General features: G+C 41.2%; 10 protein-coding genes. 8 read left to right on the forward strand and 2 right to left on the reverse strand.

Features of this window, described 5'->3' with window-relative positions:
- Positions 1-13: 13 nt before the first annotated feature.
- The 6 genes from CWB85_RS03625 (at position 14) to CWB85_RS03650 (ending at position 9365) form a co-directional block, all read left to right on the forward strand.
- A complete protein-coding gene (locus tag CWB85_RS03625) occupies positions 14-2002 on the forward strand; it encodes a TonB-dependent receptor plug domain-containing protein (RefSeq protein ID WP_138554130.1) in 1989 nt (662 codons plus the stop codon).
- 36 nt (positions 2003-2038) lie between these two features.
- Entirely contained in the window at positions 2039-3790 is a 1752-nt protein-coding gene (locus tag CWB85_RS03630) for a sensor histidine kinase (RefSeq protein WP_016706799.1), read from the forward strand.
- The gene (locus CWB85_RS03635) at positions 3787-5154 is read left to right on the forward strand and encodes a sigma-54-dependent transcriptional regulator (RefSeq protein WP_138554131.1); all 1368 of its coding nucleotides are present in this window, start codon (positions 3787-3789) and stop codon (positions 5152-5154) included. Before CWB85_RS03630 ends, CWB85_RS03635 begins: the two co-directional genes overlap by 4 nt.
- A gap of 187 nt (positions 5155-5341) precedes the next feature.
- Positions 5342-6313, forward strand: a complete 972-nt coding sequence (locus CWB85_RS03640; protein ID WP_171038985.1) for a porin — start codon at positions 5342-5344, stop codon at positions 6311-6313.
- Positions 6314-6323: 10 nt separating this feature from the next.
- Complete coding sequence (locus CWB85_RS03645; protein WP_138554132.1) at positions 6324-7799, forward strand: SLC13 family permease; 1476 nt, start codon at positions 6324-6326, stop codon at positions 7797-7799.
- 135 nt (positions 7800-7934) lie between these two features.
- Complete coding sequence (locus CWB85_RS03650; protein WP_171038988.1) at positions 7935-9365, forward strand: coniferyl aldehyde dehydrogenase; 1431 nt, start codon at positions 7935-7937, stop codon at positions 9363-9365.
- 37 nt (positions 9366-9402) lie between these two features.
- Here CWB85_RS03650 and CWB85_RS03655 read toward each other — a convergent pair whose 3' ends face one another.
- Entirely contained in the window at positions 9403-10128 is a 726-nt protein-coding gene (locus tag CWB85_RS03655; protein WP_138554134.1) for a tetratricopeptide repeat protein, read from the reverse strand.
- A gap of 564 nt (positions 10129-10692) precedes the next feature.
- Between CWB85_RS03655 and CWB85_RS03660 the strand changes: the two genes are divergently transcribed.
- Complete coding sequence (locus CWB85_RS03660) at positions 10693-11559, forward strand: DUF6279 family lipoprotein (protein ID WP_138554135.1); 867 nt, start codon at positions 10693-10695, stop codon at positions 11557-11559.
- 92 nt (positions 11560-11651) lie between these two features.
- Positions 11652-12689, forward strand: a complete 1038-nt coding sequence (locus CWB85_RS03665; RefSeq protein ID WP_016706793.1) for a GGDEF domain-containing protein — start codon at positions 11652-11654, stop codon at positions 12687-12689.
- On the opposite strand, the gene CWB85_RS03670 is transcribed toward CWB85_RS03665, so the two are convergent.
- Complete coding sequence (locus CWB85_RS03670) at positions 12686-13633, reverse strand: LysR family transcriptional regulator (RefSeq protein ID WP_016706792.1); 948 nt, start codon at positions 13631-13633, stop codon at positions 12686-12688. The two genes, CWB85_RS03665 and CWB85_RS03670, sit on opposite strands and share 4 nt — an antisense overlap.
- Between the last annotated feature and the right edge of the window lie 53 nt (positions 13634-13686).

Consider the following 13686-nt stretch of genomic DNA (forward strand, 5'->3'; position numbering starts at 1 on the left):
GTAAAACGGCGTAATGACTTTAAAGCAAACGGTATGTCTTTTTTTGTGTATTTACACAACCCCCATACTGGCAACGGAAACCCAAGCGGATGACTTGTTTACATTGAGCTTTGAAGACTTACTTGAGGTTCACGTCGATATCGCCTCAAAAACCTTAGAAACACTCGCCTCAGCCCCTTCAACAATCACTGTATTTAATCGTAAAAAAATAGCGCTGCTTGGCGTTAATAATGCCTTTGAACTGATGAATTTTGTGCCTGGGATGCAATCCACTCGTGGTGATTGGGTTGGTGCAGTGCCAAAAGATCATGCCCGTGGTGTCTACCTTGATAGCGGTAATATCTTAGTGATGATCAATGGTGAGCGCTTGAATGAATCTTCATTTGGGAAAGCGTCTGTTTATATGCCGTTTATTCCTGTTGAAGTGATTGATAAGGTAGAGTTTATTCGTGGTCCTGGTTCTGCGCTCTACGGCAGTAATGCATTTTTAGGGGTGATGAACATTATCACTAAAAGCCAAGACAATGAACTATCTGTGGCGGTGGGTAATGTAGGCCAAGCAAGTACTGCATTTTCGCTTAGTCATCAAGTTAATGAGCAAACACATCTTTTTGCTAATGGTGCTTATAATAGTAAAAGCGGCGAGCGCTACCCGCAAGGGGTCAAAGATCCACTGCAATCCATTTATCTAGAAGCTGGGCTTGATATTGAAAAGCTTGCTGTGAGAGGGCGCTATAATCAAGTTGAGTTGAATGATTTTTTAAACCTAGGTGGCTACTCTGAGGATAACCAGCACAAAAGTGAAAATGCATTTATCTCCCTAAGCTATGATTGGCTTGCTACTGATACAAGTATGTTTTCAAGTAAAGTTGCTTATACCCAGCATCAAATACAAAGTGCAGGGTTAATTGCGCCAGTAGAGAGTCTGCCACAGGCAAGTTATGACTCATTTATTGGCCCTGCATGGCAGACCAGTGACTTGACGATTAATCTCGACGCCAGTCATGAGTTTGATAATGGTTGGTTATTTAATTCGGGGTTGGAATATAGCCATGCAAAGCAGCAGCAAGCCGATGTCCGTACTAATTATTATGATGCCAACAGCGGGGCAATAATAGCAGCCGATCCATTTTACCAAGGTGGTATTGTTACTATTAAAGAGTATGCACCATTTCAGCAATTACAGTCGACTTTTGAAACCCGCAGTATTTATGGGCAAGTGAAAGTACCTTACTCCGAGCAATTTAGCTTGTTTTTAGGGGCACGTTTTGATGACGTTAAAGACATCGACAGTAACTTATCCCCCCGTATCGCTGCAATCTACAAACCCGCTTTAGCACATACGTTAAAATTGCAATATGGCGAGTCATTTCGCACGCCTGTAACGAATGAGTTGTATTCTAATGATGATGTGACACTTGGTAATCCAAACTTAAAATCAGAATATGTAAAAACCACGGAGTTGGTGTGGCGTTACGAGCACCAAGATTGGCATATTAATTCAGTGCTGTTTTACAACCAATTAAACGAGTTTATAAATCTTGTGCCGTTGACTGCAGACAATACTCAATTTACCTTTGCAAATCAGCTTGATGACACAAACCGGGGACTTGAGCTCGATAGTATGCTGCGCTTAAACGGCGATTTTTCATTAGAAGCGACTTACACCCAGTATTTTGACACCCCTATGCAGCCCACCTTTAAACGTTTTGCCAGTATTATCGCTAATTATCAATATGAGCAATGGTTGTTAAGTGTTAATGGTGTTTGGCGTGACGAGGTGAATGTACAAGCTACCCCGAATACTCTTAGTTTTAAGCAGCCAGCGTATTTGCTGCTTGGCACAGTTCTCAGTTGGCAATTTTCAACGAGTAGCCAACTTAGCTTTAAAGCTCATAACGTATTAAATAAACACTATAATGTATTTGATCCCAGAATGGCCGATGGTGCTGTTGCTGGTGTCGGCAGTGAATACTCGGTACACTACCAAGTCAAATTTTAAATTATTAAGGCGTAGCAATACGCCTTTTGGTGGCTCATGCTGCATGTTCCTCGAAAAATAGTATTGGCCGTTGCCATTTTAATCGTGTTGTTATTAGTCAGTTTTTTATTTGGCAGACACTATGATTTAACACAAGCACAACAACAAGCACAGCGCCAGGTTAACCAACTAAGCCACTACCTTGAGACAGAGCTTACTCGCTTTGCTGCGATCCCCCATTTAGTGACTGATAACCAGTTACTCACAGCGTTTATTAGTGACATGAATTTAGATGCTGATAATCAAGCTGTACAACCGATTAATAATTACTTGGCTGATATTCAACAAGCCAGTGGCGCGTCAGATGTTTATGTGCTCAACAATGCAGGAGATGTAGTCGCCTCTAGCAACTGGCAGTTGGATTACACTTATATTGGCAATAACTTTGCATTTCGACCGTACTTTTATCAAGCCTTGGCAGGTAAGAAAGTCGCGTATTTTGCTTTGGGACTTCGCTCAAACGAACGAGGAATTTATTTTTCAGAGCCAATTCATCATGGCAATAAGGTAATTGGTGTGGTGGTGTTAAAAGTAAATGTGTCGAAGTTTGAGAGTGATCGACAATTACTGAATAACTCACAGTCGAGCCATTTTTATTTAAGTTTAGCCGATAATGTTATTGCAATGTCAGACATTCAATCATGGCGGCTAAATACAATGCAGCCAATTGATGCAGCCCAACAGCAGTACTTCACTCGCAGCCGCCATTATTTAGATTACATGCCTAAGGTGATCGATGCACAGCAACGCAATAGTCAGGGGGTTCCTGTACTACAGATAAGTGAAGCTAATAAGCGAAGTAAATATGTGCCTGCAACGGCTGCAATTCATCGCCTTAAAGCACAGATGACGGTGCTGGTGGATATGTCTTTAGTGAATATTGCACAATTCCCGCGGCTTGTTTGGATAACCGTGATCTATGTTTCTGTATTATTGGGTTTTTATGCTCTAATGGCTCGTTTTGCTGGTTACAAAAAGCTACTTTATTCGCGCCATAGCCTTGAGCAAGAAGTTATTGAACGCACACAAGCACTTGAGAAAGCGCAAACTGCGTTAGTTCAATCTGCAAAGCTGGCAACCATAGGTCAGTTGAGCGCCGGTATTAATCATGAAATAAATCAGCCATTGAGTGCCATGAGCACCTATTTAGTTAGTGCAAAGCGCTTAATTATAAAAGGTGATGTAACACAAGCTGCTGAAAATATAGTAATTGTGCAATCACTGATCGAACGCGTGCATAAAATCGTTGGCCAATTAAAACACTTTAGTAAGCCTGCGCAAACCCAACTAAGGGAGCAAATTCTTGCACAGCTTTTAAAAAATGCCATGGTGATTGCCTCACCCCAGCTTAAACACGATGATGTTAGCGTTAAAGATGCGCAGATTGCAGACTCAATAAAGGTGTGGGTTGATGGGGTTAAGTTTGAGCAAGTACTAGTCAACTTGATCACTAATGCCAGTCATGCAATGGCACAAAGCCCTGAGCGTGAGCTTAGTTTTGAAATAGAACAATTTGAGGGGCGTGTAAAGCTTTCGATTCTAGATACAGGTCCTGGCATTGAACAGCATGCCTTAGGGACAATTTTTGAGCCTTTTTATAGTACTAAGTCAAGCAATGGTCTGGGTTTGGGTTTATCTATTTCAAAGCAAATAATTAATTCTTTTAATGGTTGTTTAACTGCACACAATCGCCCACATGGTGGCGCGCAATTTATTATCACATTAGCCAATACCAAAGGAGCGTTATGAATACCCTAGCAATTGACTGTAAACAGGTTTTTGTCATTGACGATGAGCAGATGATCCGTGATTCACTTAACCAATTGCTGACGTTAGAAGGCTATCAGGTACAGTGTTTTAGTGATCCACTCAGTGCTTTATCAAAACTTAATCGTCGTTTTAATGGCGTGGTACTCAGTGATATTAATATGCCAAAAATGGATGGGCTAACCTTTTTAGAGCAAGTCAAAGCCTTTGATAGTGAGCTGCCGGTGATTTTTTTAACCGGCTTTGCTGATGTCACCGTTGCTGTTAAAGCGATGCAGTTAGGCGCTTATGATTTATTTGAAAAACCGCTTAATGAGCAGTTGCTCGATTGCATTGCAAGGGCATGTGAAAAGCGAGCTTTAGTCATGGAGAACCGGGCGTTAAAACTTGCAGTTGAAAAAACCTCGGCACCGGGTGTACGTATTCTTGGGGAAACCGTGCAAATGCAGCAAATGATGCATTTGCTCAATGCGGTGATCGATACCCCCGCGGATGTGATGATTGAAGGTGAAACTGGCACAGGTAAAGAGTTAGTGGCGCGTTTTTTACACGATCAAAGTAGTCGCTCAAATTGTAACTTTGTGGCAATTAACTGCGGCGCGGTGCCCGAGCAACTAATAGAAAGCGAGCTGTTCGGCGCAGCAAGTGGAGCGTACACGGGGGCTACGCAAAGTCGCCAAGGTAAATTTGAGTTTGCGCAAGGTGGCACGGTTTTTTTAGATGAAATAGAAAGCACACCTGCCTCTTTACAAGTTAAATTACTACGCGTGTTAGAAGAGCGCAAAGTCACCCCTGTGGGGGCGAATATTGCCATTGATTTAGATATTCGGATTGTTGCAGCAACGAAAATTGATTTATTGGCGTTGGTTGAAAAAGGCGATTTTCGTGCAGATTTATATTATCGACTCAATTTGGTCAAAGTGAGCATTCCTGCATTGCGCGATAGAAAAGCTGATATTCCATTATTATTCAAACACTTTAGCTCAATTGCGGCAACGCGCTTTCATAAACCCCCTGCGCCATTAAGCAGTGATATATTACAGCGGCTATTAAGCTATCAGTGGCCAGGTAATGTTCGAGAGCTAAGAAACCAAGCAGAGCGTGCTGTGTTACTCGGTGTTGAATTAGCGTTTCCTAGTACCAGCCTAAGTAATGGTAATGATTTATCGCAGGATTTGAGCTTGGCGGAAAAAGTGAGCTTTTATGAGCAATCTTTAATAGAAGAAGCGCTTGAACGTCATCAAGGCAGTATTAAAGATACCATGAATACGTTACAGATAGCGCGTAAAACCTTGTATGACAAAATGAGTAAATATGCACTTAACCGCGATATGTTTATTGATTAGCATGGGTGGAATGAGTGACAAAGCTGGTTTTTAAGTGTGTGGATTTCCGCACACTTTAATCGCCTTTGAAATAGTTTAAAATTTTAATATATTGAATTTAATCAGTTTATATCAAAATTCCAAGTTTGGCAGCAAACTTGCCTTTATTACTAGGAACAACAAACAATCCTAATAATAAGAGCACACAATGATAAAAACAGATAAAAAACTGACCTCTGTATCTGCTGCATGCGCCCTCGCTGTTATAAGCTTTGCGCATACAGCGCACGCCGTTGAATACGATATTTATGGCAAAGCCGAAGTGCAAATAGCAAAAACAGATAATGGCACCATGCGTTTTGCAAAAGAAGGCACACAAATTGATGCGCCTTTTTCGCGGATTGGTATCAAAGGAAAGCATGGCCTGAGTGATTCTCTTAACGTGGTTTTCAAATATGAAGTGCAAGTTAAAGGCTTTGAAAACGATGATTTAGGGGACCCTTTTCGCGCACGAAACACCTACTTAGGTTTAGCGGGTAGTTTTGGTGAAGTGGTGATTGGTCGTAACGATACGCGTTTTAAATACTCAGAAGGGAAAATTGACAACTTTAATGAAACCCAAGCCGATATTGCACAGTTACTGCCAGGCCAAGCGCGAATTGGCGATACTATTACGTATACCTCGAAATCTTTTGCTGGTGCGCAATTATCATTAACTTATGCGCCCAAAGATGACCGCATTAGTGGCAAGGATGGCTTTGCTGCCACAGTTATGTACGGGGATCGTAATTTAAAAAATGAACATTATTACCTTGCACTAAGCCATGTTGACTCACTCAATAACATTACTGCTACTCGTATCGCTGCAGCATGGCTGCTCGACAACGTACAATTAGGCGCAATCATTCAACGTAGTGAAACCGCTGAATTAGGTGATAAATCAGGTAATGGCTATGTACTTAGTGCTAGTTATAAACTAGATAAATGGCTGCCAAAAGTGCAGTTTGTTAGAGATGAGTCGGGAATTCATCATATCGGTACTAAGACCGGCCAACAATGGACTGCAGGTGTTGATTATCTTTTCGATAAACAAACAACGGGCTATTTATTTTATAGTGATCTTGATTTAGACACTAAATCCGATAGCAGTCTGGCACTTGGCCTAAAGTACAAGTTTTAAGAGGTGATATATGAGTAATTCAATAACCGCGAACAACCCAGATAAAAACCCTATACTGCAAGCTGCTATGTTACTGTTGGGCCCTGTAGTGATGTTGCTAACGTGTTTAATTGATCCACCTGCCGGTATGAGTGTTGCTGCACTGCGTACGGCTGGACTCGCGTTTTGGATGGCATCATGGTGGGTTAGTGAAGTGGTGCCAATTCCTGCTACTGCACTATTGCCATTGGTGTTTTCACCCTTGGCTGATATCGCGGCGATAAAAAGTGTCGCTGCGCCTTATGCTCATCCACTGATATTTTTGTTTTTAGGTGGTTTTTTAATTTCCATCGCAATGGAGCGGTGGGGCTTACATAAACGTATTGCGCTGCGCACTATGTTGTATGCAGGCTCTAAACCGAGTTTACAGATTTTGGCGATGATGTTAGTTACCGCATTTTTGTCGATGTGGATGTCAAACACCGCAACGGCAGTCATGATGTTACCGATTGCGTTGTCTATCACGCATTTAGTACAAAAATCTAACCCAAATAATAATGGTTTTGGTAAAGCGTTGCTATTATCGATTGCCTACGGCGCCAGTATCGGTGGTATTGCAACCCTGATAGGCACTCCGCCAAATGCATTAATGGCAGCCTATCTGTCTGATAGCTATCAAATTGAAATTGGCTTTGCCCAGTGGATGATGGTGGGTGTGCCGTTGTCACTGACTATGTTGCTCATTTGTTGGATATGGCTGACTAAGTTTGCCTATAAAGTGGATGAGCAAGCCAAGAATGCAAAAAAAGTGGATACTAAATCACTGTTTAGCTCGCAGCTCAAGGAGTTGGGTATTATGCAGCGCGCAGAAAAAGGCGTGTTGTGGGTGTTTTTATTCGCAGCAATTTGTTGGATTTTCAGACCATTGATCGCTGATTTTACTGGGTTGAAAATATCAGATACCGGTATTGCTATTGCTGCTGCGTTATTGTTATTTGTACTACCCGCTAATAAAGGCAGCGATGAACGTATTTTAGATTGGCAAAGCGCTGCTGGTGTACCTTGGGGCGTATTATTATTATTTGGTGGCGGTTTAACACTGGCTGCACAAATTAAATCTTCGGGCTTGGCTGAGTACATCGCCCACTTGATTGAAGGGGCTAGTGCTATTCCATTAGTACTGAGTGTACTTGCGATTGCTACTTTAATTACTTTTTTAACTGAGATCACCAGTAATACGGCTACAGCTGCAGGGTTTTTACCTTTGCTGGGACCTGTTGCTGAATCTGTGACGGGAACACCATTAGTCTGGGTTATTCCCGCAGCGATTGCGTGTAGCTGTGCGTTTATGATGCCTGTTGCTACTCCCCCTAATGCGATTGTATTTGGCTCTGGACAAATACAAATACGCGATATGATCAAAGCAGGCTTTGTACTGAACTTAATAGCCATTGTGTTGATCACCTTAGTGACGATGACCTTGGCAGCATTGGTATTTAATTTTTAGCTTTAGCTAAATTATTGGAGTTTACCCAGCCAGAGCGCTATTGTTCTGTAAATAGCGCTCTTTATCACCCAGCCAATATTTGCCCCTTTTAAGAAACACAGTTATAGTGCGTATACATTGACTTAGTTTATGAGTATGCGTTTGTCTGACACTGTTACAGCCTCCACGAGCGAGTTAAAAACGCAGTTTGATGAAATGCAGCGGCATTTTGATGAGCAGCCTTATTTAACAATCGCAAAGCGTATCCAGTTATTAAAATCCCTAAAACGGGCGTTATTGACACTAGAAGCCGAATTTGTTGCTGCAAGCTCAAAAGACTTTGGCTATCGTACTGCTTTTGATACTGTGTTGGGCGACATTTTACCCACTACCAAAACAATCAGCCATACAATTACACACTTGCCTAAATGGGCGAAAGAGTCGCCTCGTAAAGCCGGACTGAGTTTAGCCCCTTCAAAAGTTGCAGTTAGCTACCAACCTAAAGGTGTGGTTGGAATTATTTCGCCATGGAATTATCCTATTCAACTAGCGGTTGTACCAGTGAGCACCGCGATTGCTGCAGGCAATCGGGTATTGTTAAAAGTCAGTGAATTTACACCGCATACTAATCAAGTGCTTAAAAAGTTATTTAGTGGTGAACTCAGTGACTACTGTGCTGTAATCGAAGGGGAAGCACAATTAAGCCAGCAGTTTAGTCATTTACCTTTTGCGCACCTATTTTTTACTGGTTCAACAGCTGTCGGTCGACACATTATGGCAGCTGCAAGTAACAATCTTACACCTGTAACGCTTGAATTAGGCGGAAAATCCCCAGTTGTTATTACTGATCAAGTCGATATAGATAAAGCGGCTAAAGCAATTCTCTTTGGTAAAATGACCAATGCAGGGCAAATTTGTGTTGCACCAGATTATGTTTTAGTGCCTGAGAAGTTACAGCATCAATTAGTGAAAAGCCTGTGTGGTTTATATAAAAAGCATTATAAATTAGGCGTGGAAGGTAAAAACTTAACGTCAGTTATTAATGACCATCATTTCGCACGTTTAACAGATTTATTAGCGGATGCGCAGCAGCACGGGGCACAAATAATCAAACCATTGGAAGAAAATCAAAGCGATGCGCACAAACATAGGTTAGGCCTACACATTGTTACGGACGTTAACGACCAGATGAAGTTAATGCAGGAGGAGTTGTTCGGGCCCATTCTTGCGATTGTTACTTACCAGCAATTAAGCCACGCAATTGATTATATAAATCAACGCCCTCAACCACTTGCTTTATATATAATGGGGCAAAATAGGCAAATCAATGCACATATTCAGCAACACACTCAAAGTGGTACATTCGCAATTAATGATACATTAATGCAAGTGACCGCTGACGATGCGCCATTTGGTGGTTTGGGTCCATCAGGGATGGGGAACTATCATGGTAGAGAAGGCTTTTTAACTTTTAGTCATGCCCGTAATACTTTAAAAACGGGTGGATTTAACCCTAAATTAAATTTACTGCTGTCGCAGAATAAACTGTTGATGAAAGCTTTAAAATGGCTGTACTTACGCCCGTGAAGGGCTAAGTACAGCTTGGAAGCTTCATTATCTGTTGTTAAAACATCCTGCCTTCGCCAGCATAGAGGCCAGCAAGAATTTTTTCATACAAGACATCGGCTTTTTCTTTGGCCGCAGTGATTTGCGCTGGCATCAGTTTACGTTCATCTAACTTGCGACTATGGCTTGCATCTAAATTACCGTTGTATTCAGCAACCGTATTCCATATATATGACTTTTCTATATTTTTTTCGACCCCATGACCTTCAAAATACATTAGCGCCATATTAAATTGTGCCAGAGTATAATTATTACCAGCGGCTTTTTCATACCAGCGCATAGCTTCTTTATAATCCTGGGCAACGCCATCACCATTGGCATACATAACACCTAAATTAAACTGTGCCGCAGGCATATTTTTTTCAGCGGCTTGTTTAAAGAGCTTAACTGACATTTGTTTATCAAGTTTTACGCCTTTACCTTCTTGATACAGCACTGCTAATGCAAACATAGAATCAACATGCTGTTTTTTAACGCCTTGTTGGTAAAGCTCAGCGGCCTTATGATAGTCACGGGTTACCCCAAAACCACCTTCATAGAGTTGGCCAAGTTCATATATACCCGGTGCATAGCCTTTATCTGCCAGATAACGAAACTCCTTTAGAGCCTCTTCAAATTGCCCTTCATTGGCGGCGAGGATCCCTTCTTCAAGCCCTGCATGAGCAATACCACTGATGCTAAGTGCACCGACCATCAACAATATATTTAACTTAGGCTGCCACATGACAATACCTCCAATCAGTTTGTTACTGTTTAATTTTAGTTCTTACAACCACAATTGCCCAGCTTCGCACTATAAATGATAAAGAATGCACATAAGATACAGATTTTATAGAAAATTTAAAGGAATAAAAAAAGCCCCAGCGGGGCTTTTTGGGTTCATATCAACCGTCACCGATATGAGCAATGTAGCAAGTAAGTGTGTTTGTTATAAAGCACTTTGGGTCGAGTAAAGTGTTTCATTGAAGCAGCACAGGCTTCATCAACAACGTTAATACACCCAAGCCAAGATATGAATTCTGCATCTTGGGTATAAGGGTCCAGCATCCTTGCTGGTGATCTTCCCTAGGGCACTGAGGTCGGTACGTTCCCATGCCTTACAATAAGCGAAGGCTTAAAGAGTTGGGTTATTCTGTGTTGATGCGAACGATTATTACTTTGATTTAACCGGGTGTCAACAACTAAATGATAATTATTTCTATTTGTTTAGTTTTATTTCTAGTCATTTATTTACAGCGACGAATAAGTTGATTAACGTAGGGCTATTAATTGTATAAGAAAATAAAAAATGTCTAGAGCAACTATTATTTTAAAATGCAGAGTAGCAGTAGTTGGCGCGCTGTTAATAATCTTATCAGGTTGCTCTGCAACCTTTACCTACAATAATATAGGTTGGCTCTCGGCGTTTTGGATTGATGATTATGTCGATTTATCAAAACAGCAAAGTAAACAGGCTAAAGCAATAATTAAACAAAGCCGAGATTGGCATCGTAAAACTCAACTGCCACTTTATCGTCAGGATTTAATGTCATTACAAAAATTACTAACCGATACCCCATCAGAGCAGGCATTGCTATCCCATTTTCAAGGCGCTAAGCAGCATTGGCAAACATTGGTCTTGTACGTTAAAGATGATTTGATCGAGCTTGCCCTCACTTTATCACTGCAACAGCGACAGGAATTTGTTGATGCTATAGCACAAGATATGGCAGATGATATTGCAGAGTTCAATGAACAAACAGCCTCAGAACGTGCCCAAGATCGCCTTGAACGTCAGTTAGATACCTACAAAGATTGGCTAGGCTCTATTGATGATCAGCAAGAGGCTTTGATCAGCAAAGCAAACAGTGAATTCCAGAGTACATTTTTGTTATGGCATAGTTATAAGCAAACCCGATTGGATAAGCTTAAGCAGGTATTTTTTGATCCGCAACTGAGTCGTGAGCAGTTTATTAGCCAATTAGCTGAAGTGATCACTGAGCGTGAAGCGTTTATGAGCGACGAGCTGATACAATTAGACACCAACAACTCAAAGCGCTATGTGCAACTTTTAATTAATTTAAGAGCGACGATGACAGCGCAACAGCTTAAGCATGCTAACGATGAATTTGCCGATATGCTAAAAGATATTGATCAATTAATTGCCGATGATTAGCGCCTGCTTTATTAAACATAAATAGTGCTTGTACTCTGTAAATTAACCGTTAGACTAACTTTTTTGTTACCTATTAAATTTAAGTTTTTCGAATGGATATCGCAGCGATTGATAGCGTTAAAGTACTACGTGAAAACCTACTAAAGTGGGTATGCTTTTGTTTTGGAATTTTAGCGAGTATTTTTACCTATTTTAACCTTTTTGTGAATGACTTCTATCCATTAGGAGTTTTAGAAGGAATTTTTGCTGTTTATTGTTTTTACACTTTTCATTATGCTCGTACACGCAAAATCCATACATGGCAACCGTTAGTGTTATGTTTATGCATTACGCTGTTAGTCACATTGGGCACCTATTTAGCCGCGATGAAGAATGGTTTATTCGTTTGGTCCTTCACGTTACCAGTTCTTTACTACTTATTATTAGGCTGCAAGCATGGTTTTTATTTATCGCTTTTATTAGCATGTGTGCAAACTAGCGTATTTATAAGTAAACCCTCCCTCGCGCCATTTTCAGATCTTAACTTAAGTTTAAATATGAGTTTTAGCTATGTTGGGATCTGGGTTATTGCACACATTTTTGAAGCCAGTCGCGCGCAATTTGCACAACGCTTAGAAAACCTTGCTTTGTATGATCCGTTGACAAAAACCGGTAATCGCTTAGCAATGAATCACTACTTTGAAGTGGAGCTAGAAAATAAAACCAACTTGTTTACTATGCTGCTTGATCTTGACTACTTTAAAAAAGTGAATGATCAGTTTGGTCATGATGTAGGTGACCAAGTGTTAGTTAAGGTGGCGAGTATTCTCAAGGAGGTAGTCAATAAAGGACGAGTTTTCAGAGTTGGGGGAGAGGAGTTTGCGCTGTTTATTCCCAATTCTAGTCAACAAGAAAGTTATCAACTTGCTGAAAAGATAAGAGTGACCTTACAAGACTGCGTGATTAATGTTGGTGACCGAGAGATCCGTTTAACCGCTAGTATTGGCTTAGCGGCGTATCGCAATAACGATACGTTAAAACAGCAGCTCAAAGCAACAGACAAGCAACTTTACCAAGCTAAAAAAGGTGGCAGAAATAACGTATCTGCTGAGCAAATACACTATTCAACAAATTTAGAGCAAGTTTCTTAATTACCTTGATACATCTGTGCAAATTCTGGAATATTATTTTCCCACAGTGGAGTGTCTTTACCCAAGTGCTCTCGGATAGCATCAAAGAATAACCGTGTTCTTACTGGTAAATCACGGTGAGGGTAAACCGCATACATAGCACTGTACTCTTGTAGTTTGATGTCGGTTAACAACGGCACTAAACGCCCCTGTTTTATTTCATCACCAATAATAAATGCCGGTGCCAGCACGTAGGTCGTGCCGGAAAGGGTTTTGTCGAGCAGTACTTCTGCATCATTGGCTCTAAATACACTTTTAATTTTTTGCTCTTGCGGCAGCCCATATTGATCCACATAACGAATTCCTTCAACGCGTAACGCGGTGCTTGAATAACTTGCTGCGGGTAAATCAGCTAAATCTGTTATTTTAGATGGTAGCCCATACGTGTTAATAAACTCCGGAGCAGCTAATAACAGCAACCTATTGCGGGCAATTTTACGTGCGATCAGTGATGAGTCTTTTGGTTCACCGACCCGAAACGCTAAATCAAACCCTTCAGACACCAAATCAACTAACTTATCATCAAGCCGTAACTCGACTTCCACTTGCGGGAAGCGTTTTTGAAAATCATTAATAACGGGCTGCAGGTAGCGTCTGCCAATGATTGTTGAAGAGGTTATTTTTAATACGCCTCGTGGCTCTTGGTGATAATTCTCTGCTAAACGAACGGTTTCGCCAAGTAATTGCCGCAGTTCAGCGGCTTTTTTCACCATTTCAGCGCCTGCGGCGGTCAATGAAAAAGAGCGGGTGGTGCGATTAAGTAAGCGTACGCCTAGATCATCTTCAAGGCGGCTTATTTGTTTTGAGATCACGGAGCGATCAATATTGCGGGTTTCTGCTGCTTTGGCAAATGAACCGCGCTCGACCACTTCTAACAACATTAATAAACGACTCGTGGTGTCCATTGGCTACTCACTAAAATTTAATTGATGCCATATTGGCATTAATGAATTTAAAA

Source organism: Pseudoalteromonas sp. S1727, from assembly GCF_005886375.1.
GTDB lineage: Bacteria > Pseudomonadota > Gammaproteobacteria > Enterobacterales > Alteromonadaceae > Pseudoalteromonas > Pseudoalteromonas haloplanktis.

Excerpts from the sequence above, each read along its gene's own strand:
- CWB85_RS03670 (WP_016706792.1), bottom strand. The coding sequence starts at position 13,633 with ATGGACACCACGAGTCGTTTATTAATGTTGTTAGAAGTGGTCGAGCGC.
- CWB85_RS03655 (WP_138554134.1), bottom strand. The coding sequence starts at position 10,128 with ATGTGGCAGCCTAAGTTAAATATATTGTTGATGGTCGGTGCACTTAGC.
- CWB85_RS03625 (WP_138554130.1), top strand. The coding sequence starts at position 14 with ATGACTTTAAAGCAAACGGTATGTCTTTTTTTGTGTATTTACACAACC.
- CWB85_RS03645 (WP_138554132.1), top strand. The coding sequence starts at position 6,324 with ATGAGTAATTCAATAACCGCGAACAACCCAGATAAAAACCCTATACTG.
- CWB85_RS03660 (WP_138554135.1), top strand. The coding sequence starts at position 10,693 with ATGTCTAGAGCAACTATTATTTTAAAATGCAGAGTAGCAGTAGTTGGC.
- CWB85_RS03665 (WP_016706793.1), top strand. The coding sequence starts at position 11,652 with ATGGATATCGCAGCGATTGATAGCGTTAAAGTACTACGTGAAAACCTA.
- CWB85_RS03640 (WP_171038985.1), top strand. The coding sequence starts at position 5,342 with ATGATAAAAACAGATAAAAAACTGACCTCTGTATCTGCTGCATGCGCC.
- CWB85_RS03650 (WP_171038988.1), top strand. The coding sequence starts at position 7,935 with ATGCGTTTGTCTGACACTGTTACAGCCTCCACGAGCGAGTTAAAAACG.
- CWB85_RS03635 (WP_138554131.1), top strand. The coding sequence starts at position 3,787 with ATGAATACCCTAGCAATTGACTGTAAACAGGTTTTTGTCATTGACGAT.
- CWB85_RS03630 (WP_016706799.1), top strand. The coding sequence starts at position 2,039 with ATGCTGCATGTTCCTCGAAAAATAGTATTGGCCGTTGCCATTTTAATC.